This is a genomic window from Polycladomyces subterraneus (assembly GCF_030433435.1).
Lineage (GTDB): Bacteria > Bacillota > Bacilli > Thermoactinomycetales > JIR-001 > Polycladomyces > Polycladomyces subterraneus.
In genome coordinates this window covers 1-26,054 of the sequence record NZ_JANRHH010000036.1, presented here as the reverse complement: position 1 = coordinate 26,054, position 26,054 = coordinate 1, and the positions used below count along the sequence as shown (strand labels likewise).

Here is a 26,054-nt window from a genome sequence, read left to right as displayed (position 1 = left end):
TATTGACATGTTGTACCAACGATTGCTCGCCATCATCGTGCTGTGCATCCCCGGAGTGCTGGGCGTTTACGGTTGGACACTGATGCGTGATGTTTTCTTCAATTATTTTGCCAGAGGGCGTTTTGCGTGGCTCCCTTTCATAGGGGGACTGGCGCTGTTTTTGTTTGGATTGTGTTTTCTCGCCGGTTTCATTTTCTACCGCGACTTCAAACGCAACCAAATTCAGCCAAAACTGCGGAAATGGATCGAGAGGAAATAGACCTTCGGGCTCGGGAAGTCGCGGGCCATCGCCTCTCTTAAGCGCGTTGTCGGCTCGCGTCCCCGCTTGAAGATTCGTAAGCGATCAATAGCGCTCCGTCAGGAGACGAGGCACACCTCCCCGAACGGTCACATATCTTGTGATCGTAGCCCATACCCGAGGAGGAACGTGCATGTCAGTTTCGTACAATCGTTACATGACTTCTTCCCTTCGTCACCAAATTTTGTCCATCACCCGGCAAGGACGGCAAAAAATCGCCTCCATTCACTCATCCACCCGCAATCCTTCACTGTTGAAACAGCTGGACCGAATCGATCAGGCATTTCAATCGTTGCAACAATTGGCTACCGATCAGGCTAGCACAGCAGATCAGTTGTATGAGGCGCTGCATCGTGCGTATTATACCCATCAGCAAATGCTGACGGTTCTGTTCCATCATCCCCCCCACCCCGCGTCGGTTCACACTTTGCCCATCGAGCCATCCGATGATGAGCATACATCATCCGATACCACTTCCGAAACCGAAATCCAAATCCACCCCGTCCCTCCGGGAAAACACAAGCTACCACCGCTCCCCTACCCCTACAACGCCCTGGAACCGTACATCGACGAAAAAACGATGCACCTACACCATGACGAACACCACAAAAGTTATGTCGACGGCTTGAACAAAGCGGAATTAATGATGGTGCAAGCGCGAAAAACCGGCAACTTCGATCTGATCAAACACTGGGAACGCGAAGCAGCCTTCAACGGGGCCGGTCATTATCTGCACACCTTGTTTTGGGAAACGATGGCTCCTCATGCCGGTGGAAAACCCACAGGTCCGATACGTAAGCAAATCGAACGGGACTTCGGCAGTTTCCAAGCGTTCAAGAAACATTTCTCGCAAGCCGCCGAAAAAGTCGAAGGAGGGGGCTGGGCGATTCTCGTCTGGGCACCACGAGCCCAACACCTGGAGATCCTGCAGGCGGAAAAACACCAAAACCTGTCACAATGGGACGTGATTCCGCTGCTGCCTTTGGATGTGTGGGAACACGCCTATTATTTGAAATACCCCAACAAACGAAAGGACTACATCGAAGCCTGGTGGCACGTCGTCAATTGGCCAGCGGTCAACCGCCGTTTTGTTCAGGCGCAAACGATTCGATGGAGACCGTATTGAAAAAAGGACCGATCGTCCGCCGATCGGCCTCCATACATCCCTGGCGGATAATCGGTCCTTCCATTTGGGCAGAAATTATGTATCCCGGTCGTTGTTTTCTTGGTGGTCCGCTTCCTTTTCTTTGCGTACCTTTTCGACTTTGCGATGCAATTTTGCAGGCGCCCCCCGAAAAAAGATCGCTTCTTCCAGAAGCTTCTCCTTTTTCACACGCCCTTTTTGCGAGCGGGTTTCCAGCCATTCGTATTCGTCTTCGTATTGCGTGTTGCGTTTGGACATTCCCTATTCCTCCCGTGATTCATCTGGAAATGAACAAGAACCATCCGTACGGCAGACAAGCCAGTATGGCCAAAGCCAGCGCAATGATGAGTGCCTGCATGCCATGGGCGAAATCATCAGCTCTACGGTCGTTGATCCGCGAGTTGATATCCGCGCATTTGGCGTATTTTTTGATCAGCGCCTTTCTCAAAACCGCCTTTTTTTCGGGATATTGCGCTTGAATATCCCACGCCCGGGGCATCCACTCATAGTTGACCGGCCACAAAAATTTAAAGAAAAACAGCATACTGACACAAATTGACGAAAACGAACCACCCAAAAAAAAACAACAAATTGCTGGATAGTAAAGGGGAAGTCATGGAAATGGCGGATACCAGTTTTTTGGCCAGGTAATAAAAGCCACCCATCATTGCCGTGATCATGGCAATCGGTATCTGAATGCGCATTTCCATTGTATCTTTCCGCGTCAGCTCTTTGTCATACATTTCTTTCATCAAATCGTACAGTTCTTGTTCCGACATCGATTTACCATTTGATGAATTCTTCTGCGTCATCCCGTATCTTGCCTCTCACGACTGTTCATCCGGCATAAATCTCTTATATTTTATCAAAAAATCAACCCGTCGGGTGATTGTTTCCGCACGAGTTGATTAAAGATTTGTGTGGACCTTCCCTCTCGCACCAAACGCAAAAAACCTCCGGAATCTGAAAGAAATTCCGGAGGTTTTTTCAGGTAATCTTAGTCCCGCGCTTCGTTTTCTCAGCTCGTTCCAGCATACGCTGCAAGACGGGCCACAGATGCCAGAATCCCATGCCATCAGGCGTATGGGGTGTCAACCCACTTTGTGCTCGATACGCAATTTGTCCGCTACCATCGCGATAAATTCGCTGTTGGTGGGTTTTGCCTTGGTCACGTTGATGGTATATCCAAACAGATTGCGAATGGATTCCATGTTGCCCCGACTCCAAGCTACCTCGATCGCGTGACGAATCGCCCGTTCGACCCGACTGGGCGTGGTGTTGTACTTCTCCGCGATCCGTGGATACAACGTTTTGGTAATGGCGCCGAGCAACTCCACTTCGTTGTACACCATCGTGATGGCTTCGCGGAGGTACAGATACCCTTTAATATGAGCTGGTACGCCGATTTCGTGGATCACACTCGTGATGTTGGCGTCTAGATTGTTGGTTCGGTTCAACTGCGGATTCATCGACTTCATCGTGGTCGGTGCGCCCGGTTGTCCTTTCATTTGACGGATCCGATGCGCCAACACGTCCATATCAAATGGTTTGAGTATGTAATAGGCCGCTCCCAATTCCACTGCACGCTGGGTGATGTTTTCCTGACCAAAAGCCGTTAACATCATGATTTTGGGAACCGGTTTGATTCCCCGTTCGTGGATTTGTTCCAACACACCCAATCCGTCCAAGTGTGGCATGATGATGTCCAGCACCAACACATCCGGCACGTCTTTCTCCAATTTTTCCAACACTTCATTGCCATTGTAGGCAACACCAATCACGTCCATGTCGTCCTGGGAAGCGAGATATTCCCTTAACAATTCAGCAAACTCCCGATTGTCGTCGGCCAACAAAACGCGGATTTTATTCAAAGCAATGTCCCCCTGTCCGCTTCTTTGATTGTGCTATGAAGTTTTTCGACATTTCCAATGGTCGATCCTGCTTTTGGATTCAAAATACGACCATACATTTCCTTTAATGATAAAAAAGAGAAACGGGTCTCTTGGAGACCCGCCGCATTTAGTACTCCCGCATCCTGCAACATCCATTCAATCAGTGTACCGTACCCGGAAGTGGGATCATTAACAAAGACATGTGTCACAGCTCCAATCAGTTTGCCGTTCTGCAAAATGGGACTGCCGCTCATCCCCTGAACGATCCCTCCCGTACTCTTTAACAGTCTCGGGTCGGTAATTTTGATGATCATCCCTTTGGTCGCTGGATATTTTTGATGAACTACATGTACGATCTCAATGTTGTACCGCTCCACTTTTTGCCCTTCCACCACTGTCAGGATTTGGGCCGGTCCTTCTTTTACCTCTTCTGCCAACGCTACAGGAACTGTTCGATTGTACAGGCCCTTGTCGGGCAATCGGTCCATTTTACCGAAGATCCCGAACGGCGTATTGCGTCGAATGGAACCGAGAACGTGATGCTCCTGGAAAAAAATCGCGCGTTTTTCCCCGGGTTCACCCGACTCTCCTCTTTGGATGGAGGTGACGCTGGAATGAATGATCGTCCCCCCTCCGACTCGAATCGGCTGACCGGTATCCATATCGGATATGACATGCCCCAACGCACCATACACTTTTCGAACCGGATCGTAAAACGTCAATGTGCCCACACCCGCGGCGGAATCACGGATATAGAGGCCGATGCGATAGATCCCCTCCCGTTTGTCGAAGACGGGTGTCAATGTCGTCTCCCGCTCACTGTCACCGCGTACCAGCTTCACTTTCAGCGGTTGGCCAAATGTCTTCCGGACAATGGTTGACACTTGGTTGACGTTTTTGATCGGTTGATCATTGATGCGCACGATATAGTCACCGACGTGGATATCCGCTTTTTCTCCGGGTGAAATCGCCTCATCTCCCTGCGATACCAGATGATGACCGACAACCATCACTCCGGCTGATTGCAGTTTGACCCCGATCGACTGTCCGCCGGGAATCACGCGGATTTCCGGCAAAACCCGCAATTGCAGTGTCTTGAGTGGAATGCGTCCAAACAACCGGAGGGTCAGCCGCGTCTGTCCGCGATGTTTGGTCATGACGGTAAACGGATGATGCAAATCCAGTTGCGCACGACTTTTCCCGTTGATCGCCGCTACGTGTGGATCGGCGATGTCGGCCATCACAGTGGCCGGCATTGTCAGTCGAAGTTGTTCCTGATGACCGGAAAACAAGCGCAATTCCCGGGGGAACGAAGTGAACTGTTGAAAAGTCGGTGTCATACTGGCCCAGATAAGGAAGCCAACCAGTACAATACCCCACCATTTTCTTTTCTGTTTTTCCCGCAAAACGGATCACACTCCCGCGCTCCTGCCTGCACCTCCATCGCGTTGATACCCAGTGTTGACCGTCGGTACTGTTACATTGCCCGCGGCCCGAGCCTTTTATGTTACACAAATGATTCCTGACAATCCGAATGACACTGATGAGCTGCACGAAAAGTAAAGCCGCTTTGGGAACAGGACTTCCCGAAAGCGGCTTATTTCCTTTTTAGATCGCTTTTTTCATCTGTTCGGCCATTTGAAGCATCTCCTGCGCATGTTCTCGTGTGGTGTCCGTCACTTCCACACCGCCCAGCATCCGGGCCAGCTCCAACGTTCTTCCCTGCCTATCCAGTTTTTCGACATGGGTTTTGGTGTGTCCTGATTCTGCTTCTTTGTAAATGTAAAAGTGCGTGTCCGCCATACAGGCCACTTGTGGCAAATGCGTGATGCACAAGACTTGGCTTTTTCGCCCCAAAGCCACCATTTTCTCGGCAATCGCTTGGGCTGCGCGTCCACTGACCCCCGTATCGATCTCATCAAAAATGAGGGTAGGGATGTGGTCCACATCTGCAAACAGCGTTTTCAATGCCAGCATAATCCGGGACAATTCCCCGCCAGATGCAATTTTGGCCAGTGGTCTGAGCGGTTCACCAGGGTTGGGCGCAATTTGAAACTCAATCCGGTCCTTGCCGATCGGCGTCAATCCGTTCGGTGTTTCAGAAGCGTAAAAGGCAACATGAAACGTGGTGGCCCCCATATTGAGATCGGCCAGCTCTTTTTCTACCCGCTCCTCCAAACGTTGGGCCGCTTGTTTCCGCAAAGCGGTCAGTTCCTTCGCCTTTTGGTCCAATACTGCGCGAAGTTGCTTTATTTCCGCTTCCAGCGCTTCTTTGTTTTCATCTCGGTTCAACAATTGCTCCAGCTCTTCCTGTACACGCTCGCCGAACGACAGAATGTCGCGGATGGAATCGCCATATTTTCGTTTCAGTTGGCGAATCAGGTGGAGACGGTCTTCCACTTCGACCAGCCGGTCGGGGTCAAATTCCAGTTGATCACGATACTTTCCCAGCTCTCGCGCAGCTTCCTCCAACTGATAGTATGCGCTTTGGACCATTTCCCACACGGAACGGATCGATTCATCTACTTGGACAATCTCTTCCAACGCTTGTAAAGCGTCGTGCAGGTGCTCCAGTCCGCGCCGTTCCCCGTACAATGCCTCATATGCCTCCGACGCGTTCTGGACGATTTTTTCGGCATGCGCTAACCGATTGCGCTCCAACTCCAGTTCCTCTTCTTCTTCCTCCGTCAACTTTGCCGCAGCAATTTCCTCCTGTTGAAAGCGTAGCAGATCAATTCGTTGGGCCATCTCTTTCTCGTCCACCGTTAAGCGTTGCCATTCACGTTCCCGATCGCGGTATTTTCGGTAGACGGCTTCGTACTCCCTGCGTTTGGCCAAAAGCGGTTCTCCACCGAAAGCATCCAGCCATTCCACGTGTTCTTCCGGTTTCAGCAGGGATTGATGCTCATGCTGACCGTGGATGTCCAGCAGCCGTTCGCCCACTTGTTTCAACATGGCCAAGGTCACCATGCGTCCGTTGATCCGGCAAGTGCTTTTGCCGCTCGCCGCGATTTCCCGACGGATGATGAGGACATCCTCTTCCGGTTCGATGCCCATTTCGGACAAAACATCTCTCACTGGGTGATCAGCCGGTACCTCAAATAGCCCTTCAATCTCTGCCTTCTCTTTTCCGTGACGTACGAAATCGGCGGAACCGCGTCCCCCGACCAAAAGCCCGATGGCATCGATCAGGATCGATTTCCCCGCGCCGGTTTCCCCGGTCAGCACATGAAATCCGTCGTCAAACGTCAGACGGACATGGTCGATGATGGCAAAATGGCGGATGGACATTTCCCGAAGCATCCCTATCCACTCCCACAAGCTACAGCATGTCGAGAAAACGTTTCACGACCTCTGGGACGACTTCTTTATTGCGGCAGATCATCAAGATCGTGTCGTCCCCCGCAATCGTGCCGATGATCTCCGGCCAATCCAAATGGTCGATCAGAGCTGCACACGCATGCGCATTCCCCGGCAGAGTTTTCATGACAATGAGATTTTCGCTGTGATCCACACCGACAAACGACTCAACCAACATACGTTTCAGCTTTTGCAACGGATTAAAGCGCCTGTCGGCAGGCAACGAATATTTGTAACGACCATTGTTGGTAGCTACCTTTACGAGGTGCAATTCTTTGATGTCGCGGGATACCGTGGCCTGGGTCACATTGAATCCCGCTTTTTTCAGTTCGTCCACCAATTCCTCTTGTGTTTCGATGTCCTTGCTTGCGATAATCTCGCGAATCTTGATGTGACGCTGCGCTTTCATCGTTTGCCCTCCAACCCAGGATCCTCATCCGTGTCTCCTTGCAGCTTTTTTCTCACGACTTCAAAAAAGGAGCGTTCCTGCCATTTGATCAGCAAGGTATTGTACGGAGACCGGCGTATACGGATCACATCATCCACATTTAACCGAAAACCCAGTTGACCGTCAATGGTCAAACCGATATCCTGATGCGTGGCGCTGACCCGCACTTCCAACACGCTTCCGGCCGGCAGCACCATCGGCCGGGCGGTCAGTGTGTGCGGACAGATCGGGGTGAGTAATATCGTCTGCAATCCGGGCCATACAATCGGCCCCCCGCACGATAAGGAATAAGCAGTGGAACCGGTCGGAGTGGAGACGATGACACCGTCCCCCGAGTAGGTACCCAAGTATGAATCGTCCATCCACACCGAGCAAGTGATCATGCGGCTGAACGATCCTTTGGCGATACCCACGTCATTCAATGCCACACTCCGCTCCAGTACCTGCCCGTCCCTCACCACCTCCGCATCCAGCATCAATCGTTCTTCTATGTAATAGTCCCCAGCGATCACACGGTCAACTGCATCAGCCAGATTGTCCGGTTCCGCTTCGGAGAGAAATCCGAGGTTACCCAAATTGAACCCCAATATCGGCAACGAATGCTGCGCAAACCGACGCGCAAACCCCAACAGGGTGCCGTCTCCGCCCAAGACAAACAAGATGTTGGCTCGTTCAGGAAAACGTTCCAACGGAAGACCGAGATCGGGACGACCGATCTCCTGTGCGATGTCCGGCTCCAGTACCACGCCGGCATTTCTCTCTTCCAACAATCGCACCAATTCACGCGTGACGATCCGTGTCTTGGGTTTTCCTTTGTTGACGGAAATGCCAATGGTTGTCAATGACTTCACCTCGGTGATCCATGGGTTACCGGATGAAGAATGCCAAGAGCATGCCCAGAACCATGGTTATCAGATAGGATACCCACGAGCGGCGTCCGGGAAACCGAATCCCTGGCACATCAAAATGAATGCGGTGAATATGCGCCCGTTCCGGATCCACATACAAAATCCCTGTAGGATGCAAAGCCAAAAACAGGGATAAAAAACGATCCCGAATGGCAGCACCGGTCATTGACAGCGGTTTTTTCGGTCGCGCCACCATCACCAGGTATACGTCTGAACCCTGTTTGGCCACATAGTCCACATATAACCGGCTTTCAAACGATTGCGAACCCACATGCACAAAGATGGGGAGCTTTTGCTTGGCCGCCACCACGTCAAACCCTTCCTCCCGCAATATATCGGGTATTTCGCCCCGAATGGCAGAACTTGTATCAGTCCATTGCCATCTCGCAGTGACGGACCGGTCACGTCTTCGCCATTTATGCGCCAACCACCATAACCCCGCTCCGAACAGCAGGAACAGGACCAACAGGTCCCCGGGATGAAGCAACAGTTCTCCCTCCTTTTTCCTACTTAATTCGAAGAGGGGTTCTGGAAATCCTTTCATTTCCTATGCATGTCGCCGGTGCGCCTCCGCTACGGCTTCTGCGATGGCTTCATCCGTCACGATCCCTGAGGAAAGACTTGGATCGCTTTTCGTCAGACGAGACAAAAACTCGATGTTGCCTTCCCCACCCGTTATGGGTGAAGGGATTACGCCCATCGGTTGAAAACCACAGGATGCCGCCATGTCTAACACAGATCGGATCACCTGCCGGTGAATGGCAGGATCGCGCACGATCCCTTTTTTTCCTACTTGTTCCTTACCCGCTTCAAACTGCGGTTTAATCAGTGCGATCACATCTCCGCCCGCACGCAAGATCGGGTAAAGTGGCGGCAGAATATGGCTTAACGAGATGAAGGAAACGTCTATGGTCGCCAAATCCGGTGACTCCCCAGGCAAATCCTCCGGTTTCATATAACGGAAATTGGTTCGTTCCATGACGACGACCCGCGGATCTTGCCGCAATTTCCAAGCGAGCTGTCCGTAACCAACATCGACAGCGTAAACGCGTTTGGCACCGTGTTGTAGCGCGCAATCCGTGAAGCCGCCGGTAGAAGCCCCGATATCGATCACCACGCGTTCCGTGAGATCTAGTTGAAATGCCCGGATGGCCTCCAGCAGTTTCAGGCCGCCACGACTGACGAAGGGATGCACTTGACCGGTCACTTCCAGTACGGCATCCGCAGGGATCTTGGTTCCCGGCTTGTCCACTCGTTCCTGATTGACACGTACCAAACCGGCCATGATGGCCCGCTGCGCTTGTTGCCTACTTTCGAAATATCCCTTTTCCACCAATAGTACATCCAACCGTTGCTTGCTCAACACAAACCTCCTACGCCCGTTGTCGCTTTCGCGGCATCGCCGGTGCCACACTACGTACCGTCTGCACAATGTTTTCCACTGTGAGACCGACTTCCCGCCGCTGTTCTTCCACACTTCCGTGTTCGACAAAGTAGTCCGGAATGGCGATGTTCTTGATCACCATGCCATGAATGTTCCGATCTGCATAAAACTCCAGCACCGCACTGCCGAATCCGCCCATGCGTGCCCCTTCTTCAATCGTAATGACGGGCATCCCTGTCCGACTCAGCTCCAATAACATCCTCTCGTCCAGCGGTTTTGCGAACCGGGCATTGATCACTTTGGCAGAGATCCCCTCCCGTTTCAACTGTTCAGCCGCTTCCTCAGCCAGCGCCACCATTGGACCAAAAGCCAGTAGTGCCACGTCGTTTCCATCACGCACCACTTCGGACTGGCCGATCGGGATGGTGCGGAACGTCGTGTCCATCGATACACCCATCCCGGCGCCGCGTGGGAATCGTACCGCGATCGGACCCGCATCATACTGTACGGCTGTATACAACATGTGTTGCAGTTCGTTCTCATCTTTGGGCATCATGATGACAATATTCGGTACACTGCGCATGTAAGCGATATCGTACACACCCTGATGCGTCTCACCGTCCGCACCGACCAAACCGGCACGGTCAACCGCGATCACTACATTCAGATTTTGACGGCACACATCATGAATCAGTTGATCGTACCCTCGCTGCAAAAACGTGGAGTAAATGGCCAAAACTGGCTTCATTCCCTGTGTGGCCAACCCTGCCGCAAACGTGGTCGCATGTTGTTCGGCGATGCCCACGTCGAAACAACGATCCGGGAACCGCTCGGCAAATGCGTCCAATTTGGAGCCAGTCAGCATCGCCGGGGTAATGGCAACGATCCGCGAATCGTTTTCAGCCAATTTGACCAACGTACTGCCAAACACTTTGGCATAATCAGGTCCTTTGCCCGCTTTTTTCATGAACTCGCCCGACTCGATTTTGTATGCCCCCACACCGTGGTAAGCAACCGAGTTTTCCTCTGCCGGTTTGTATCCGTATCCCTTTTTGGTAATGACGTGCACCAAAACAGGGCCGCTGGTTTTGGCGGCCTGACGAAGGCATTCCATCAGTTCGTCCAGTTTGTGGCCGTCTACCGGTCCGAGATAGGTAAAGCCGAGTTTTTCAAACAATACGCCGGAGACGACCAAATATTTGATGCTGTCCTTGACGCGTTCCAGCGTCTTGGCGAACGTATCGCCGGACGGCATTTTCTCCAGCCAGTACTCCACCAGTTCCTTCGCTTTTTTGTAACCTTTATAGGTGCGCAACCGACCCAAATAATTATGCAATGCTCCCACGTTGGGAGAGATGGACATCTCATTGTCATTGAGAACCACAATCAAATCCTTTTTTTCGTTACCAATATGGTTCATCGCTTCCAAGGCCATACCGCCGGTCAGCGCCCCGTCACCGATGACGGCGATCACCTTATGGTCTTCCCCTTTTAGATCGCGAGCCGCCGCCATCCCCATCGCCGCCGAAAGCGAGGTACTGCTGTGACCGGTTTCCCATACATCGTGCTCGCTTTCACTCATCTTTGGAAAACCGCACAGTCCCTTGTATTGCCGCAATGTGGGAAACAAGTGCTTCCGTCCGGTCAAAATTTTGTGCACATAAGCCTGGTGACCAACATCCCAAATGATCTTATCCTTGGGGCTGTCGAACAGATAATGAAGCGCCAGCGTCAGCTCGACCACACCCAGGTTGGGCGCCAAGTGGCCACCGGTCTTGGACAGGCTTTCGATCAGAAACTGGCGGATCTCTTCAGCCAACTTCGATAATTGATCCACGGAAAGCTCTTTCAGTTTTTTTGGTGAATCAATTTGATCGAGGTGCATGAACAACCCCTCGCTTTCGCTTTCTTCTCTTATTATTCTTCATATCAAACAACCGGATATGAAATCGCTTCTCCAGCAAGAAAAACAATTGCCCCACCCGGAAAATGATCTCGTTCGCATAACGTATGGAGATCGTTTTCCCCAACGCCTTGCCACCCACCGTCAGGGCCGAGATGGCCGCCACCATCAACATTTCCACCCACCAGCGGCTTTCATTCAGATGAAAAGTGACAATGAGTCCTGTAACCACTGTAAAAGCCGCCGCACCGCTTAATATTCCGCTGATATCCCCCACCACATCGTTACAGAAATTGGAGAACTGATCAGCACGACGGATAATCCCAATCGCATGTCGAGCTCCCGGCACTTTTTTGGCCGCCATCGAATGGAACGGCGCTTCGCGAGCCGCCGTTGCCGCGATGCCCAGCATATCAAACACTACACCAATGGCGATAATCAAAAGTACCACCAACAGTCCGCCGCTCCAGGACACTCCCTGCAGCAACGTGTTGGACGAAGCCGAGAGTACCATTGCCATCAATGCGCTCACCAAACTGATGGTGGCGGCCCAACGCAAGGATTGTTTCAACACCGTTCGCATCGAGACGTCTGATTCCCTCGCTTCCCATCACAGTAAAATGCCGGCCACCAACGGGCCGGCAGATTTTCCGGCTTGACCGGTGCAGATGACATCTGCCCGGACCGCCTATGGCCGAGTTTGATCATTTTCATCCGCTAAAACAAAAAAGCGCCTGAGGAGTGGTGACTACCCGGGTAAATCCTGCGGCTTAGGTCCAGTAGGATTTCCCAAAAAGGTATCCCGGTCGTCGCCGACCAGGCGGTTTCCCTTTCAACCTTTTTCGGCGTTGTCGCCAATCGCCGGACTGGATTGCCACTTAGTCCGCACTTCAATCCCCGGATAGCCTTGCGATCCGCAAACAGTCTAGGAGTTTTCCTCAACAGCCCGAGCCGTCCCCCTAGCCTCTTTTGCAACGTACCTTTCAACGGCGGTGGCAAGACGCCGTATCCCCGGCACGTCACTCAAGGCAGGCTACGCTACATACAGGTGGTTGTGCCCGCATGTAGGTTCATCCCCCAAGCCGTCGCTCTTCCTTTCGGTTGAGCCACGCACTTGGGCCTCCGCGGAAGAAGGGTCAACGCCCACATGCCTTTGTGGATCGCCCTTCAACCTTAACTCCCAGCATCAACCCCCGACTGGGCGTCGAAAGCCAACACCAGGAACTTCATCGATGTGCCCTTTAGCGGATTTTTAGCCCCGCCTTCAGGGGAGGTGGGCTGACTAGAATACTGCACCACTCCCATTTTACGGCCATTATAACACAATCCGCTGATGACCGACAATGAAGCCGCAGGCGATCAACGATCGCGTGTTGTCAAAAAATCGGCCAATCCCAATAGTGTGCGGGTATTCAACCATGTTTCTCCCTCAATCCAGCTTTTTGCTTCCTCAATTGTTTTCCGAAGGTGTTCCTTTGAAGCGGACAGACCCAGCAAGGAGGGATACGTCGCTTTGTTTCTCGCTTCGTCGCTGCCAGTCTCTTTTCCCAATTTCTCGCGGTCGCCAATTACATCCAGAATGTCATCTTGAATCTGAAACGCCAACCCCAATCCTTCAGCGAAACGAGTCAGCTTCTCCATTTGTATTTCATCGGCTCGTGCCACCATACCGCCCAATCGGACAGAGAATGTGATCAGGTCGCCGGTTTTGCGGCGGTGAATCGATTGAAGCGTTTCCAGTGTAACCGATTGATTCTCATGAAGGATGTCGTCCACCTGACCGCCTACCATGCCTTCTGCTCCGGCACGGCGGGAGGCCTCCGCGATCAGTTTCAAAGCGGTAGCGCCCGGTAGTCCGATCGTCAGCGCTCCTTCCGCCATCAAACCGAATGCTTTGGTCAATAGCGCGTCTCCGGCCAAAATGGCCATCGCTTCCCCGTATACCTTGTGGTTGGTCAGCCGCCCTCGCCGATAGTCGTCATCATCCATTGCCGGAAGATCGTCGTGAATCAGAGAGTACGTATGAATCATCTCCAACGCACATGCAAAAGGAAGAGCCCGCTCCGCTTCCGTTCCGAGCGCCTCTGCCGTCGCCAACACCAAAACCGGCCGCAAACGCTTGCCGCCGGCCAACAGAGAATAAGCTACGGATTCTTTCAACCGCTTTGGAATATCATTCCACGATTCAACATATTGAGCCAGCCGATCGTTCACCAGACCGGCCTTTTCCTGCAAGTATTGTTCTACGGTTTCCACCTCAGTCCATGTCCTCCTCCGTCCCAAAAGGCTTTTTCACCCAATCGCCGTTTTCACGTACTAGCATTTCCACTTGTTGTTCCACTCGATCCAATTTCTTACCGCAATGGTTGGCCAGCCGCATCCCTTCCTCAAATAGCCGAATCGCTTCTTCCAGCGGTACTTCTCCTCTCTCCAGCTGTTCCACCACCGCTTCCAGCCGTTTCATCGCTTCCTCGAAAGGCAGGGATTCTACGGATTGACGCGCTTCATTCGCCTCCGCCATCAGCCGACTCCTCCTTTTTCCATACTTGACATTGCAATCGACCGTCTGCGACGCGTACATCGAGCAAATCGCCGGGCTCTACTTGTTGCACACTTCGGATCAGTTCCTCCCCGCGGTAACGATAAACCAGCGAGTATCCACGCCGCATCACCCGCAATGGACTGAGCGCATCCAATTGATCCACCAAACGCTCCCAATCGGCCCGGTATACGCGACAGCGCTGTTGCATGTGGGAGATGCAGCTCTTTTTCCATTGTTGCAATTGGGCGCGATATTCGCGAACCCGCTCAGCCGGTCGGTGAACCCACAATCGGTATGCCTGCTGTTCCAGGTCGCGTCGTCCGTCTCGCAGGCGGGATGCCATCGCCCGCAGCATGTCGTGAACCAGATCGTCCAGACGCTGTTCGTATTGGATCAGGCGGGAGCCCGGTTGACGAAGGCCCGACCGTTTTTTCAGCCTCTCCAATTGATCCCTGCTAAAATGGAGCCGCCGATGCATCGCGTTCACCAGACGTTGTTGGCAGGTGGCGAGACGATCATGTAATTCCTCCCACCTTGGAGAAACGAGTTCCGCCGCCGCGGTGGGGGTCGCTGCTCGGACATCGGCGACAAAATCGGCGATGGTCACATCCGTCTCATGCCCCACTGCGGATACGACGGGAATTTGGGAGCGGAAAATGCTCCGTGCCACCACTTCTTCATTGAATGCCCACAACTCCTCCAGCGACCCGCCACCTCTGCCGACAATGATGACGTCCACTTCTCCACATTCATTCAAATTGTCGATGGCGGCTGCAATCGCCCGGGCTGCTCCCTCCCCCTGCACAGGGACGGGATGGAGCAGGATGTGAATGTTGGGGGAGCGCCGTCGGATCGTAGTGATGATATCCCGGATGACGGCGCCGCCCGGGGCAGTGACCACCCCCACCCGTCGTGGGTAAAAAGGAAGTGGTTTCTTGTGTGCGGGATCGAACAGGCCTTCCTGTTCCAAGCGGTCTTTCAGTTGCTGGAATGCCACGTACAGCTCGCCCACCCCGTTGGGTTGCATCTCCTGTACATACAACTGTACTTGCCCGTCCCGTTCGTATACGGACAAATACCCGCGAACAAGCACGTCATCCCCGTCCTTCGGCACAAAACGAAGGCGGCGGTTGTTTCCGGCAAACATGACCGCCCGGATTTTGCTGCCCTCGTCCTTCAACGTAAAATACATATGCCCCCGGTGATGGTGATGGAAGTTCGAAATCTCGCCCCGGACCCACACTTGGGAAAGCACAGGATCTTCTTCCACGTGCATCCGCAAATATCCGACCAGATCGGAAACCGAAAAAATGGGGCGCTCGTTTTCTTCCAGCAACTCCAGCATAACCGCATCCCTCTTTCTCCAGACCGTATCTGTCCAATTCGGTTGAACTTCTCTCGCTCCTCGCTGGATTTAGCGCGTATCTGGTGAATACAGTCCAATTGTTTTCCCGGCTCGCTCCACCTGTGCCTACAAGAAGGGTCATGGCCGCTCCGACTCAAGGAAGTTGCCCGCGATTTCATTCCTGCGCTTTCCGGATCATCGCTCAGTCAGGCTTAGTTCTTCGTTCACCTGGGAAAGCATTTGCTCCTCACGAATTTACCAGACACACCCTAGGCCATCGCTCTCCAGAAACAACCATATCATCTGACACGCTCAAGATCGTATTTTCAGTCCAACAACCGTCGAGCAGATTGCACCGTGTTGACCAAGAGCATCGCAATCGTCATCGGACCTACACCGCCCGGCACTGGAGTGATATACGAGGCGACTTCACGCACCTGTTCAAAGTGGACATCCCCAACTAATTTCCCTTCCGGTGTACGATTGATACCCACATCGATCACCACCGCTCCCGGTTTGACATACTCCCGCGTCACCAGATGCGGTTTGCCCACCGCGGCGATCAGGATGTCCGCCTGGCGTGCGACAGAAGGCAGATCCACCGTTTTGGAATGGCACATCGTCACCGTGGCATTTTCGCGCTGCAACAGCAATGAAACCGGTTTGCCCACAATATTGCTGCGGCCGATCACCACCGCATGCTTTCCGGCAAGCGGAATTTCATAACGTCGCAGCAATTCCATGATCCCGTGCGGCGTGCATGGCAAAAATCCCGGCTTGCCGATGACCAAGTTTCCGACACTGATCGGGTGGAATCCGTCGACATCCTTTTCTGGCACAATCGCGTCGATCACTTTTTCTTCCGAAATATGCTTCGGCAACGGCAGTTGCACCAATATGCCATGAATACGCGCATCCCCATTCAACCGATGCACATGTTCCAACAATTCCTCCTCCGATACCGATTCTGGCAAACGGATCAGCTCGGAGTAGATGCCCACTTCGCCACAGGCCCGCACTTTGCCGCGCACATACGTTTCCGAAGCGGGATCATTCCCAACCAAGATCACGGCCAATCCGGGGTGAACCCCCTGTTCTTTCATCCGGCTCACTTGTTCCTTCAACTCTTGGCGAATCGACGCCGCCACCGCTTTTCCGTCAATGAGGATCGCTGATTGTGTCAACTTTGGTGCCTCCCCTTTTTCCACGATAGCTTTACGTTCCCCAGTGTAGCGCTTTGACCTCTGCGTGTAAAGGGAATGACGAACTTTCTGCCTAGGAAAAGCGATTATCTTTCCTTATTAATGGATATTTCGTAAATCCATCCGCATTTTTGTTCGGAAAAACAGCTTCCACTTTTTCCTGACACCCTATTTTTTCGCCAGTAAAGATTGCATCCCTGTTGACAAGCCACAAGATCTCTTCCGCCTTTAGAATCTCACCGATATGGTAATAACATAATCCCAGACCAATTGGAACCATGTAACTTGCTCCACACGGTCAAGCACGAAAGGCGCTCTCTTTGGTCACCATAGGGTTTCTCGCTTCATCTGACGTGGTAACCCTATCCATTCGAGAAGTTTCGCACGCATGGTCGTTTTCAGTGATTTTCGCACTCCATGGCATGATTGTACCAAAATTTCTATCGGACTTGCGAGAAAGCTGGAAGCTTCCCTCGCCCGCGCGATCATTCCAAAGTTTTGCCGCACGAAGCCCCGACCAACGATTCCATAACAAAAACGAACGGGCGTATACACCCGTCCGCTAAATTGATACATCAACCGTGGCACCCCTTCACCGCCCGAAGTCCGATCCGGGCCACACCGTAGGCGTTATCCCCGGAATAACGAGGATCGGCAAATGTCAGTCGAGCTCGGACGGCGGGGTGCTCCAAACGTTTGCGCAGACGATCACGAATCAGGCTGTTGGCGGCCACTCCCCCGACGATCAGCACTTCTTTCGGATATCCTTGGTCAAACGCATGATTAAGCAACTTTTCCACCGAGTTGGCCACACAGCGCAATGCGGCAAACGCCAACGCCTCCTTGGATGCGGCCCGTTTTTCCCACAACCGCAGCAACGCTGTCTGCGGCCCGGAAAAGGAACAGGTCAACCCATCCACTGACGAAGGGATGGTGACTTGTTCCTGGCCATTATATTGCAAGGCCAATTCCTCCACATACCGTCCCGAGGGAAACGGCAACCCCATCGCCACGCCGATCCGGTCGACCAACTGCCCGGCATGCAAATCACGGGACCCGCCGATCGTCTCGATATCATATCCTGCTCCTCGTCGGCTGACATCCATCAGATCCGTGGTTCCGCCGGACAAATGAACCGCCAGGAAGCGATCAGCATTCCATGTTCGGTCGGCTGTCGCCTCACCGGCGGCGATGTGTCCTTCCTGGTGTGTCGTCTTGATCAACGGAACGCCCCAGGCATGGGCCAAAGATTGGGCCCACGACGTCCCCACCTGAAAAACGGGCATATAGGAGCCTGCTTGCGGTCTGGGCGCCGTGCTGACCGCGACGGCCACCACCTCTACTTGGTCTAGCGGCAGACGAAGAAACAGCTCCGGCAAACGGCGCACGTGTTGGAACACGGCACGGGACTGCTGAAGCCCCCGCTCGCCCTGCGGCACATCCAACCATTGCCGTTCTTCGGCCAAACGGTTTCCATCATCGTCAACGAGACACAACGATGTGCAATAATTGCTTGTGTCCACGCCCAACACCGCACGGGACGTGTTCATTCCAGCTCCTCCTTCGTCAGGCGCTCACGGATTTCCTCCTGCATCTCTACGATCGCCCCCAGCACACCATTGACAAATTTCCCCGATTCTTCGGTGCTATACGCTTTGGCCAATTCAACTGCTTCGTTCAAGGTGACTCCCGGCGGAATCTCTTCTTCAAACATCAACTCATACAGCGCCATCCGCAATACCGCCCGATCGACGACGGCCAACCGGTAGAGGCTCCAACCCTTTTTCAAAAAATCGCCGAGAACCGCATCCAACCGGTCCATCCGAGAAAGGACGCCCCCAACCACGCGACCGTAAAATGCCCGTTCGTCTTCGGGCAAGCTCTTTTTCACCCGTTCGACCACTTCTTCGGCCGGTTCGGGATTGAGATCCAACTGATACAACGTCTGCAATATTTTTTCACGTACCTGTCTCCTGCCCATGTTCCATCCTCCAAAAAAAACCCGCGCCGTTCGCCGGCCGGGTTTGGTTATTTTCTCATCCAACGATCAGGAAACCAATCTTCCAACACCTGACGCAAGTCTTTTCGCCCATCGCATTCTCTCCCGACAAAATAACCGATGCCCACGATCAGCGCAAACACGATAGTTTTCCACAAGCCGACAATCAAATAGACGATACCCAAAAACAATCCGGCCAGCGTTCCGATCAGACGTCCGCGATGGTGCACCCACAAATACTCCAACCATTTCCAATCCATTATCGGTCACCGCCTTATTCGACGCGGATCCGCGTGCGATCAGGCTGAACCGTGTCGGTGACGTAGACGGAGATTTGATCGACCGTCACCCCGGCAATCTCCTCAATATGTGTTTTGACGGCTCGCTGGAGCTCTTCGGACAATGTCTGAATCGGCGTTTCCCCGTCCACGGTTAGTTTCAACCCCACGCCCACGGAGGCGTTATTTCCACTCATCCGGACACGGGCGGTCAAGTCACGAATACCCCGCACCCTTCTGGCGGCTTTGACAGCCAAACTCTCCAATGTGTCCAATGAAATGCGAATATACCCGATTTCTGTCAACCGGTCCACACCGCGGTCATCTCCAGGTCGACGAACGGTTGCCACCAAAAGTCTAAGTCCGATCAGCATCAACAGCAGACTAAGACCGACAGCCGTCCATTGCCGGGCCGGGTACGCATACAACGCCTCAATCAAACGGACGGTGTCGTACTTGGACAACCCCAAACCTGAAACGAACCATACACCGAGAGCGGAGGCGACAGTCACAAAAAGGCTGAGAAAAAACACAAGCACTCGATCCAGTAGCTTCACGCCCCTACCCTCCTCCGGGATACTGACAGTATCCAGTCCGTCATTACTTCACACGCTGGACTTCTATGTCCGTTTGTTTGTCGTTGGAAAATTTGACTGCTTCCACTCTGACGATCACTTCGCTCACGTTCAAGCCCGTCATGTTTTCCACAGCCGACTTGACCGCTTCCTGGACGTTCCGGCCCACTTCCGGGATATGGTAGCCGAACGCAATGACGAGCGACACTTCGATTTTCGTCTCGTCACCCACTTCGACGCGAACGCCCTGACGCAAATTTTTTCGTCCCAGGAGTTGGGTCAGGTCACCGACCACTCCACCGCTGAGACCCGCGACGCCTTCCACCTGTTGGGCGGCCAGACCAGAAATGATTTGAATCACTTCCGGTGCAATCTCAATTTTCCCCAACTCATTCACTTGGTAATCGACATGGTCGATCGGGTTATGATTGGTCATCTTTCGAACGCCCCTCGTTCAAATTGGTTTTTTCAAGAAACTGAATATGGAAATCTCCACTGACAAACTGTGGATGTTGCATCAGTTTCAGATGGAACGGAATCGTCGTTTTCACCCCGTCAATCGCAAACTCCTGCAATGCCCGCCGCATACGGTCAATCGCCTCTTCGCGGTCCTTGCCCCAGACGATCAACTTGGCGATCATGGAGTCGTAGTAAGGGGGAATCCGATACCCCGTATAAGCGGCACTGTCCACGCGTACGCCCGGACCCCCCGGCGGCAGATAAAACTGGATTTCACCCGGAGAAGGGATGAAGTTCCGATCGGGATCTTCCGCGTTAATCCGGCATTCGATGGACCACCCGTCAAAACGGACGTCTTCCTGCTTGATGGACAGCGGTTCACCTGCCGCGATACGTATCTGTTCCTTCACCAAGTCGATCCCGGTCACCAACTCTGTGACGGGGTGCTCCACCTGGATGCGGGTGTTCATCTCCATGAAGTAGAAGTTACCTTCTTTGTCCAACAGGAACTCCACCGTTCCGGCCCCGGAGTAATTGACCGCCTTGGCCGCGGCCACCGCTGCCTGCCCCATACGCTCCCGCAATTCGGGCGTCAATGCCGGGGAAGGCGCTTCCTCTACCAGTTTTTGGTACCGGCGCTGAATCGAGCAATCTCGCTCGCCCAAGTGTATCACGTTGCCGTGGTTGTCCGCCAACACCTGAATCTCGATATGGCGCGGCTCGATGAGGAATTTCTCCAGATAGACCCCTGAGTTGCCAAAGTTGGCTTCCGCTTCCTGTTGGGCCATACGGATTGCCCGTTTCAATTCTTCTTCGCTGTGAACCACACGCATTCCTTTTCCGCCGCCGCCAGCAGTTGCCTTGACGATGACGGGATAGCCGATTTCCCGGGCTACGGCCACCGCTTCATCGATATCCTCGATAATCCCCTCTGTTCCTGGAACGGTCGGTACACCGGCCTCTTTCATCGTCTCCCGCGCGGTGGTCTTGTCCCCCATTTTGGTGATGGCCGATGGGTGGGGACCGATGAAAGTGATACCGCAAGCGGCACACAGCTCGGCAAAATCGGCGTTTTCTGCCAGGAATCCGTATCCCGGATGGATGGCGTCCGCCTCGATCAACGTGGCGGTACTCATCAGGTTGGTCATGTTGAGGTAGCTGTCTCTCGATGTAGCGGGACCAATGCAATACGCCTCATCCGCCAATTTGACGTGCAGCGCATCTTTGTCCGCCTCCGAATAGACGGCCACCGTTTGAATTCCGAGTTCGCGGCATGCACGAATCACGCGGACGGCGATTTCTCCGCGGTTCGCGATCAAGACTTTTTGAAACATGTTCGGTTTCCCCTCCCGCCGTTTCAGGTTGTTTTCACCAAAAACAGCGGTTGTCCGTATTCAACCAGCTGTCCATTCTCTACCAGTACTTTGACAATGGTGCCGCGAACCTCTGCTTCGATCTCGTTCATCAGTTTCATCGCCTCGACAATGCAGACGACTGTCTTTTCGTCCACTTGGTCTCCCTCTTTGACATACGGATCCGCATCCGGAGCCGGTGCACGGTAGAACGTACCCACCATGGGCGACACGATTTTATGTAAGTTGGCATCCTCTTCTTCTACCGGCTTCTGCTCAGGTTGGGCGGGAGCAGGTTGTTCCGCCACGGGTTGTGGAGCCGGGGACGGTACTTGCGGAGCCGGAGACGGCGTCGACACAATCGGCTCCGGTTGCCCCACAGCCGGTTGATCCACTACGGTCGTTTGTCCTTTCGGCCCTTTTTTGATCACCAATTTGTTTCCGTCTTTCTCGAACTCGAACAGTTCGATGTCGGTTTCGTGAATCAGCTTGATGAGTTCTCGAAATTCATGTACACGAAATTGCATGACGCTATTTCCTCCCATTCAGCAAAAATTCCGAAGCGCATCGGACGGGACGGTTTTATCATAATGTTTTTTGCTCTGCTTGGCCAGTCCTTGACCCGGTATTCGCATGACATCTCTTATACATTTTGACCGAAAGACAAAAAGAAAAACCCCTTTCTACCTCGAATGATACCAAAAAACAGAACGTAAGATAAAAGACGGCTATCCGTGTGATCCCTTCACAGAGGAGACGAACATAGAGTGAAACAGCGTAACCAGCATACTGGAAACAGACCCGCCACTCAAAAGGGTACATGCAGCGTCGCAGTCGAACATCATGGGACATGATGACGACACACTCCTCGGCTTGGGCGAAGTCTCAACTGGCTTCAGGATCGACCACCAAGCTTTTTCTTGACAAAGAAAATGCAATATGTTTTTTTGAAATATTCACATATATATCATCAAATGTAGTCAACATGAGATGAAAGATAAGTGGCAGGAGCTTTGGGATGGACCGTACTGGCCGCTTTGGGCTATGTGGTGGGGGGAAGCATCGTTTGGTTCAAAAAAAATTGGTCGTCTCAAGCTTTGACCATGCTTGTGGCACTTAGTACCGGCCTGCTGTTAGCTGTATCCATTGGCGGTATGCTGCCACACGGTTTATCCGAAACACCGTCACAGGCCCCTTGGCTCTTGGTCGGTATGTTCGCCTTTCAGAAGTGGCATATGAAGCATCGCTTATCTTCCGAAACTGAAATAGACAGACGCCAAGGTGCTGTCTGGAGTGTATTATCCGGGATGGGGATCCACGCCTATTTTGAGGGGTTTGCCATTGGTGCAGGCTTTCATGTCGATCCTCAATTTGGAACAGTGGTTTTACTTGCGCTCGTGTTTCACAAAATCCCAGAAGGGGTTGCTATTTCCACCCTGACAAGGCGGGATCCCAGGAACGTAAAAAAGCGATTGGAGCAGCCGGCATTCTGGAATTTGTACGGTGTTAGGTACCGTAACCGCTTTATGGATAGCGGATCTTCCTTGGATGCAAGGTCAATTGTCTGGAATTGCGCTCTTGTTCTCTGCTGGGATCCTGCTTTATGTAGCGGGAACAGAATTATGGCCGGTCATCAATCGGGCGGAAAATTCCCAAACTGTTTGGTGGTTCTTATCCGGTATCTTACTCTATTATTTACTTGGGTGGGGAAGTACGCTGATTGCTCCATTCATCACCACGATGTTGAAGCATCAGCGAACCCTGACCACTTCCATGATTCCAGTCACCATCATATGCAACCGGTTGAAATTCCGAAGGGAACGCCGATCCCCACTGTACATCTCCAAGTTTACAAGGATTCGGAATCCGGTTGGAACCTCCATGTACAAACGGCACATTTTCGGTTTGCGCCCGAATTTGTGAATGGCCCCAACCGGATCGGGGAGGGACATGCACATCTCTTTGTGGACGACAAAAAAGTTGCTCGTTTATATGGGCCGTGGTACCATATGGATTCTCTTGGACCGGGAAAGCATGAAATACGAGTAGAACTCTTCACCAATCAACATGCCCCTTATGTCCATAACGGCACGAAAATCGAAGATACAGCTGTGGTGATTGAAAAATGAAGAGAAGCAAGCGGATGACCCTGTTCCCCTCACTCTGACAAACCATTCGTGGACGTGTGCCGAGAATATCGGTCATCAGGATCGATCAGGATCGTTCATACAGGAAACATCACTTTACCCATTTCACGTTTTCTTTTTTCTCTTCATTTACGATCAGTTGAAAGACATCCGGTCTGGAATAGTGACCTACCACATCAAAATCAAATTGACTGTAAGCGATACAACGCAAATCAAGATCGGCTATGAGGATATCTTCTTTCCCAAATACAGGTCCCTTTATGTAGTCACCCAAAGGACCGACAATGGCACTGCCACCTGCGCACATCTCATGTGGGGAGGATGCTAGTTCGTCATAGCAGGCCAAATCAGCAGGGTACATATCCTTCGTAACATACTGATTGCACGATAAAACAAAGCATCTTCCCTCCACTGCAATATGGCGAATAGTAGATTGCCATACTTCTCGGGCATCTGCCGTAGGAGCAATATAGATTTGAACTCCTTTGGCGTACATAGCTGTTCTGACTAACGGCATGTAATTTTCCCAACAAATCAACGCCCCTATTTTGCCAAATGGCGTATCAATCACCGGTAAAGTGCTTCCATCTCCCTCTCCCCAGATGATTCGCTCTGAGGCTGTCGGTTTTAATTTGCGATGCTTACCAAGCAATGTTCCATCCGGTCCAAAAAATAAAACCGTGCAGTATAAGGTACCGCCGCTAAACTCACTATCTCTTTCTATCACGCCGATAATGAGATAGACATCCGCCTTACGTGCTGCTTCTCCCAACACTTCGGTCGTTTTACTCGGGACGGGAACCGCATTTTCCCAGTAACGAAGCCAGTCTTTTCGTCCATCCGGAGAACGACTTCCGATCCTCGTCCCAAAAGTGAGCCCTCGTGGGTAGGCAGGAATAAAAGCTTCCGGAAATACGACAATATTTGCTCCTTGCTCTGCTGCTTGCAGTGTTAACGAAATCGCCTTTTCCGTACTTGCTTCCCGATCCATGATGACAGAAGCAGCTTGGATGACAGCCACTCGTACAGTATGCTGTTGATTGGCCACTTTTCCCTCTCCTCTTTCAGATAATAAGTATGATTATGATAAATGAAACTCCATACAGCCACAAGCCCTCCTTTGGTCGTTTGAATCCCCGGATAGTTAGTGTCATCAGTTCGTTTCCGTTACGGACTTCGCTCAACTCAGGGGCGTCATCATCATGCATCGTGCAGCGTTTCCATCAAGATGAAATGCCTTTGATGTGGCATACAGAGGAAAAGAATGGATCAACATAGAATACCAGAGTGAGTCGCAACGTTGGATCGACAGCTAACCTGATTCAACAAACCCAAAACGGCAAGCGAAATCCACCGATGCTCTGATGATGGCATTTTTCTGATGAAAACCGGGCAAAAAGGCTGGATATCCCGAAGTTCTATCAGCAAAAAGAGTGACGTAAAATATGTGAACAAACTGAAAGTGAGTGATATAAAAATATGTTAACCAATGATTTGGATTTTCGTTTGGAACCACGTTTGAAAGAGTTGTATGAACAACATAAAGAACGGGCCAAAAAGATCGACTGGAGTTATCATGAGTTTTTGCCCTGGGATAAAGGGATGGATTTCAAACGTGTCCCATGGGATCAAAGCCAGGTTACGTTGCCTTCCGGGGTGATTACAGCTGTCGAAACTGCACTGTTGACGGAAGTCAATTTACCCTGGTTTACAACCTACCTTTCGGAAACATTTAAGGGCTCTCTCTCCGTGATCACAGATTTTATTCATACATGGACATCAGAAGAGGATCAACACTCTAATTTATTGGAAACCTATCTCTTACTGACTCGTAATGTTAACCCTGATCGGTTGCACGAATTAAGAAAACAGGTAGTTGAAGGTGGATTTGAACCTGATTTCCATACACCGATTGAAGCGATGGCTTATACAACTTTGCAGGAACTTGCAACAATGGTTTTCTATAATAATGTTGCAAAAATAGCGGGTGATCATGACAAAGAATTAGCTACTTTATTGCGTCGCCTTGCCAAAGATGAAACACTTCATTACGCCTTTTACAGAGATGTCATTCGTACACACCTGGAACTGGAACCGAATTATTGCTACCACATTGCAAATGTCATCATCAATTTTCAAATGCCAGGTGCCGTCATGCCCGATTTTGAAAATCGGATGGGCATTATTGCCAGGGAAGCCAATTACGGGCCTCTTCAATATTTTGACCAGGTTCTCGATGTTGTTGTTGATTATTGGGGTTTACGTGATTTACGACCAATGGCACCAATGGCAGAAAAGGCTAGGATCCAAATTTTGGAATATCATACAAAGCTGAAAAGAATCCGCGACCGTTATGGAAGGGTCAAAACGTCAAAATTCCAAAAGGACAATTGACACTCCACACGTTTCAAGCAATAGCAGCACTCCCTGAAGGGGATGCCGAACTACGCCGCCTTCAATCTCATGATTCAAAAACCCCAATGTTACTTCCTAGGGGCCGTGAGATTTCAGGCGGCTTCATACCCAGTTGAAGATCAAACCAGCATCGCAGAAAAACACTACTACAAACCGCCCCATTATTTTCGAAAGAGAGGGTAATCTACCTGTGTAGGTACCTGAATGATGATCATACTTGACACTCCACACGGCTAAAGCCGTGGGATTCTTGAGTGGTTAACGCCCTCAGTCCATTTCTGTTTCGGGCAACCCTCAAGCTAGGGCTGTGTCATCAGCCCATCCCACCCGGTTAGCACGTACCCGGATGGGCGGCACACCTGTTACCAGTGTGCTAGGCTACTAACCCTGAAATGGCTTTGGC

At 51.9% G+C, this 26,054-nt stretch carries 29 protein-coding genes; 4 read left to right on the top strand and 25 right to left on the bottom strand.

Going from position 1 to position 26,054, the window contains the following annotated elements:
* The first annotated feature begins 7 nt into the window (after positions 1 to 7).
* Together NWF35_RS09245 and NWF35_RS09240 are read left to right on the top strand one after the other, a co-directional pair.
* Positions 8 to 259: a DUF2627 domain-containing protein gene (locus NWF35_RS09245; protein ID WP_301238774.1), complete on the top strand. Its 252-nt coding sequence runs from the start codon at positions 8 to 10 to the stop codon at positions 257 to 259.
* A gap of 172 nt (positions 260 to 431) precedes the next feature.
* Complete coding sequence (locus NWF35_RS09240; RefSeq protein WP_301238773.1) at positions 432 to 1,424, top strand: superoxide dismutase; 993 nt, start codon at positions 432 to 434, stop codon at positions 1,422 to 1,424.
* 75 nt (positions 1,425 to 1,499) lie between these two features.
* Here NWF35_RS09240 and NWF35_RS09235 read toward each other — a convergent pair whose 3' ends face one another.
* The 24 genes from NWF35_RS09235 to accB form a co-directional block, all read right to left on the bottom strand.
* On the bottom strand, positions 1,500 to 1,700 hold the full coding sequence (locus tag NWF35_RS09235; RefSeq protein WP_301238772.1) for a hypothetical protein: 201 nt from the start codon (positions 1,698 to 1,700) through the stop codon (positions 1,500 to 1,502).
* Between the two features lie 19 nt (positions 1,701 to 1,719).
* Complete coding sequence (locus NWF35_RS09230; RefSeq protein ID WP_301238771.1) at positions 1,720 to 1,941, bottom strand: hypothetical protein; 222 nt, start codon at positions 1,939 to 1,941, stop codon at positions 1,720 to 1,722.
* Between the two features lie 28 nt (positions 1,942 to 1,969).
* Positions 1,970 to 2,254, bottom strand: coding sequence for a hypothetical protein (locus NWF35_RS09225; RefSeq protein ID WP_301238770.1), 285 nt, complete (start codon positions 2,252 to 2,254; stop codon positions 1,970 to 1,972).
* A gap of 279 nt (positions 2,255 to 2,533) precedes the next feature.
* Positions 2,534 to 3,313: a sporulation transcription factor Spo0A gene (spo0A, locus tag NWF35_RS09220; RefSeq protein WP_301238769.1), complete on the bottom strand. Its 780-nt coding sequence runs from the start codon at positions 3,311 to 3,313 to the stop codon at positions 2,534 to 2,536.
* Positions 3,310 to 4,740: a SpoIVB peptidase gene (gene spoIVB / locus NWF35_RS09215; RefSeq protein ID WP_301238768.1), complete on the bottom strand. Its 1,431-nt coding sequence runs from the start codon at positions 4,738 to 4,740 to the stop codon at positions 3,310 to 3,312. The genes spo0A and spoIVB overlap by 4 nt, the downstream gene beginning before the upstream one ends.
* Positions 4,741 to 4,942: 202 nt before the next feature.
* On the bottom strand, positions 4,943 to 6,637 hold the full coding sequence (gene recN / locus NWF35_RS09210; protein WP_301238767.1) for a DNA repair protein RecN: 1,695 nt from the start codon (positions 6,635 to 6,637) through the stop codon (positions 4,943 to 4,945).
* 19 nt (positions 6,638 to 6,656) lie between these two features.
* Positions 6,657 to 7,103: a transcriptional regulator AhrC/ArgR gene (gene ahrC, locus NWF35_RS09205; RefSeq protein WP_212774809.1), complete on the bottom strand. Its 447-nt coding sequence runs from the start codon at positions 7,101 to 7,103 to the stop codon at positions 6,657 to 6,659.
* Complete coding sequence (locus NWF35_RS09200; RefSeq protein WP_301238929.1) at positions 7,100 to 7,984, bottom strand: NAD(+)/NADH kinase; 885 nt, start codon at positions 7,982 to 7,984, stop codon at positions 7,100 to 7,102. Before NWF35_RS09200 ends, ahrC begins: the two co-directional genes overlap by 4 nt.
* Before the next feature lie 25 nt (positions 7,985 to 8,009).
* Positions 8,010 to 8,537: a hypothetical protein gene (locus tag NWF35_RS09195; protein WP_301238766.1), complete on the bottom strand. Its 528-nt coding sequence runs from the start codon at positions 8,535 to 8,537 to the stop codon at positions 8,010 to 8,012.
* Positions 8,538 to 8,597: 60 nt separating this feature from the next.
* The gene (locus NWF35_RS09190; RefSeq protein ID WP_301238765.1) at positions 8,598 to 9,413 is read right to left on the bottom strand and encodes a TlyA family RNA methyltransferase; all 816 of its coding nucleotides are present in this window, start codon (positions 9,411 to 9,413) and stop codon (positions 8,598 to 8,600) included.
* 10 nt (positions 9,414 to 9,423) lie between these two features.
* Positions 9,424 to 11,319: a 1-deoxy-D-xylulose-5-phosphate synthase gene (gene dxs, locus NWF35_RS09185; RefSeq protein WP_301238764.1), complete on the bottom strand. Its 1,896-nt coding sequence runs from the start codon at positions 11,317 to 11,319 to the stop codon at positions 9,424 to 9,426.
* Complete coding sequence (locus tag NWF35_RS09180; protein WP_301238763.1) at positions 11,300 to 11,920, bottom strand: hypothetical protein; 621 nt, start codon at positions 11,918 to 11,920, stop codon at positions 11,300 to 11,302. Before NWF35_RS09180 ends, dxs begins: the two co-directional genes overlap by 20 nt.
* A gap of 776 nt (positions 11,921 to 12,696) precedes the next feature.
* Positions 12,697 to 13,593: a polyprenyl synthetase family protein gene (locus NWF35_RS09175; RefSeq protein WP_301238762.1), complete on the bottom strand. Its 897-nt coding sequence runs from the start codon at positions 13,591 to 13,593 to the stop codon at positions 12,697 to 12,699.
* Between the two features lies 1 nt (position 13,594).
* Entirely contained in the window at positions 13,595 to 13,858 is a 264-nt protein-coding gene (gene xseB / locus NWF35_RS09170) for an exodeoxyribonuclease VII small subunit (RefSeq protein WP_301238761.1), read from the bottom strand.
* The gene (xseA, locus tag NWF35_RS09165; protein WP_301238760.1) at positions 13,842 to 15,224 is read right to left on the bottom strand and encodes an exodeoxyribonuclease VII large subunit; all 1,383 of its coding nucleotides are present in this window, start codon (positions 15,222 to 15,224) and stop codon (positions 13,842 to 13,844) included. Before xseA ends, xseB begins: the two co-directional genes overlap by 17 nt.
* Before the next feature lie 326 nt (positions 15,225 to 15,550).
* Positions 15,551 to 16,408 carry a bifunctional methylenetetrahydrofolate dehydrogenase/methenyltetrahydrofolate cyclohydrolase FolD gene (gene folD / locus NWF35_RS09160; RefSeq protein WP_301238759.1) on the bottom strand — a complete coding sequence of 286 codons (858 nt, stop codon included), beginning with the start codon at positions 16,406 to 16,408 and terminating at the stop codon, positions 15,551 to 15,553.
* A gap of 91 nt (positions 16,409 to 16,499) precedes the next feature.
* A complete protein-coding gene (locus NWF35_RS09155; RefSeq protein ID WP_301238758.1) occupies positions 16,500 to 16,706 on the bottom strand; it encodes a hypothetical protein in 207 nt (68 codons plus the stop codon).
* Positions 16,707 to 17,001: 295 nt separating this feature from the next.
* Positions 17,002 to 17,976, bottom strand: coding sequence for a tRNA (adenosine(37)-N6)-threonylcarbamoyltransferase complex transferase subunit TsaD (locus tag NWF35_RS09150; RefSeq protein ID WP_301238757.1), 975 nt, complete (start codon positions 17,974 to 17,976; stop codon positions 17,002 to 17,004).
* Positions 17,973 to 18,407, bottom strand: a complete 435-nt coding sequence (nusB, locus tag NWF35_RS09145; RefSeq protein ID WP_301238756.1) for a transcription antitermination factor NusB — start codon at positions 18,405 to 18,407, stop codon at positions 17,973 to 17,975. Before nusB ends, NWF35_RS09150 begins: the two co-directional genes overlap by 4 nt.
* Positions 18,408 to 18,454: 47 nt before the next feature.
* Positions 18,455 to 18,685 (bottom strand): DUF2273 domain-containing protein, encoded by a 231-nt coding sequence (locus NWF35_RS09140; protein ID WP_301238755.1) that lies wholly within the window; start codon positions 18,683 to 18,685, stop codon positions 18,455 to 18,457.
* 14 nt (positions 18,686 to 18,699) lie between these two features.
* Complete coding sequence (amaP, locus tag NWF35_RS09135) at positions 18,700 to 19,260, bottom strand: alkaline shock response membrane anchor protein AmaP (RefSeq protein WP_301238754.1); 561 nt, start codon at positions 19,258 to 19,260, stop codon at positions 18,700 to 18,702.
* A gap of 43 nt (positions 19,261 to 19,303) precedes the next feature.
* Positions 19,304 to 19,714: an Asp23/Gls24 family envelope stress response protein gene (locus tag NWF35_RS09130; protein WP_301238753.1), complete on the bottom strand. Its 411-nt coding sequence runs from the start codon at positions 19,712 to 19,714 to the stop codon at positions 19,304 to 19,306.
* Positions 19,701 to 21,071, bottom strand: a complete 1,371-nt coding sequence (accC, locus tag NWF35_RS09125; protein ID WP_301238752.1) for an acetyl-CoA carboxylase biotin carboxylase subunit — start codon at positions 21,069 to 21,071, stop codon at positions 19,701 to 19,703. Before accC ends, NWF35_RS09130 begins: the two co-directional genes overlap by 14 nt.
* 23 nt (positions 21,072 to 21,094) lie before the next feature.
* Positions 21,095 to 21,616 (bottom strand): acetyl-CoA carboxylase biotin carboxyl carrier protein, encoded by a 522-nt coding sequence (accB, locus tag NWF35_RS09120; RefSeq protein WP_301238751.1) that lies wholly within the window; start codon positions 21,614 to 21,616, stop codon positions 21,095 to 21,097.
* A gap of 474 nt (positions 21,617 to 22,090) precedes the next feature.
* Here accB and NWF35_RS09115 point away from each other — a divergent pair, with 474 nt between their 5' ends.
* The gene (locus NWF35_RS09115; RefSeq protein ID WP_301238750.1) at positions 22,091 to 23,218 is read left to right on the top strand and encodes a ZIP family metal transporter; all 1,128 of its coding nucleotides are present in this window, start codon (positions 22,091 to 22,093) and stop codon (positions 23,216 to 23,218) included.
* A 109-nt stretch (positions 23,219 to 23,327) separates the two neighbouring features.
* Here the strand turns inward: NWF35_RS09115 and NWF35_RS09110 are convergent, their stop codons facing one another.
* Positions 23,328 to 24,284: a carbon-nitrogen hydrolase family protein gene (locus NWF35_RS09110; protein ID WP_301238749.1), complete on the bottom strand. Its 957-nt coding sequence runs from the start codon at positions 24,282 to 24,284 to the stop codon at positions 23,328 to 23,330.
* Between the two features lie 431 nt (positions 24,285 to 24,715).
* Here NWF35_RS09110 and NWF35_RS09105 point away from each other — a divergent pair, with 431 nt between their 5' ends.
* On the top strand, positions 24,716 to 25,630 hold the full coding sequence (locus NWF35_RS09105; protein ID WP_301238748.1) for an acyl-ACP desaturase: 915 nt from the start codon (positions 24,716 to 24,718) through the stop codon (positions 25,628 to 25,630).
* Positions 25,631 to 26,054 lie beyond the last annotated feature (424 nt).

What these genes read in the sequence shown, in the direction of transcription:
- NWF35_RS09245 (WP_301238774.1), top strand. Translation starts at nt 8, where the DNA reads ATGTTGTACCAACGATTGCTCGCCATCATCGTGCTGTGCATCCCCGGA.
- NWF35_RS09240 (WP_301238773.1), top strand. Translation starts at nt 432, where the DNA reads ATGTCAGTTTCGTACAATCGTTACATGACTTCTTCCCTTCGTCACCAA.
- NWF35_RS09235 (WP_301238772.1), bottom strand. Translation starts at nt 1,700, where the DNA reads ATGTCCAAACGCAACACGCAATACGAAGACGAATACGAATGGCTGGAA.
- NWF35_RS09230 (WP_301238771.1), bottom strand. Translation starts at nt 1,941, where the DNA reads ATGCCCCGGGCGTGGGATATTCAAGCGCAATATCCCGAAAAAAAGGCG.
- NWF35_RS09225 (WP_301238770.1), bottom strand. Translation starts at nt 2,254, where the DNA reads ATGACGCAGAAGAATTCATCAAATGGTAAATCGATGTCGGAACAAGAA.
- recN (WP_301238767.1), bottom strand. Translation starts at nt 6,637, where the DNA reads ATGCTTCGGGAAATGTCCATCCGCCATTTTGCCATCATCGACCATGTC.
- ahrC (WP_212774809.1), bottom strand. Translation starts at nt 7,103, where the DNA reads ATGAAAGCGCAGCGTCACATCAAGATTCGCGAGATTATCGCAAGCAAG.
- dxs (WP_301238764.1), bottom strand. Translation starts at nt 11,319, where the DNA reads ATGCACCTCGATCAAATTGATTCACCAAAAAAACTGAAAGAGCTTTCC.
- NWF35_RS09180 (WP_301238763.1), bottom strand. Translation starts at nt 11,920, where the DNA reads ATGCGAACGGTGTTGAAACAATCCTTGCGTTGGGCCGCCACCATCAGT.
- xseB (WP_301238761.1), bottom strand. Translation starts at nt 13,858, where the DNA reads ATGGCGGAGGCGAATGAAGCGCGTCAATCCGTAGAATCCCTGCCTTTC.
- xseA (WP_301238760.1), bottom strand. Translation starts at nt 15,224, where the DNA reads ATGCTGGAGTTGCTGGAAGAAAACGAGCGCCCCATTTTTTCGGTTTCC.
- NWF35_RS09155 (WP_301238758.1), bottom strand. Translation starts at nt 16,706, where the DNA reads ATGGTTCCAATTGGTCTGGGATTATGTTATTACCATATCGGTGAGATT.
- NWF35_RS09150 (WP_301238757.1), bottom strand. Translation starts at nt 17,976, where the DNA reads ATGAACACGTCCCGTGCGGTGTTGGGCGTGGACACAAGCAATTATTGC.
- nusB (WP_301238756.1), bottom strand. Translation starts at nt 18,407, where the DNA reads ATGGGCAGGAGACAGGTACGTGAAAAAATATTGCAGACGTTGTATCAG.
- NWF35_RS09140 (WP_301238755.1), bottom strand. Translation starts at nt 18,685, where the DNA reads ATGGATTGGAAATGGTTGGAGTATTTGTGGGTGCACCATCGCGGACGT.
- NWF35_RS09130 (WP_301238753.1), bottom strand. Translation starts at nt 19,714, where the DNA reads ATGACCAATCATAACCCGATCGACCATGTCGATTACCAAGTGAATGAG.
- accC (WP_301238752.1), bottom strand. Translation starts at nt 21,071, where the DNA reads ATGTTTCAAAAAGTCTTGATCGCGAACCGCGGAGAAATCGCCGTCCGC.
- accB (WP_301238751.1), bottom strand. Translation starts at nt 21,616, where the DNA reads ATGCAATTTCGTGTACATGAATTTCGAGAACTCATCAAGCTGATTCAC.
- NWF35_RS09105 (WP_301238748.1), top strand. Translation starts at nt 24,716, where the DNA reads ATGTTAACCAATGATTTGGATTTTCGTTTGGAACCACGTTTGAAAGAG.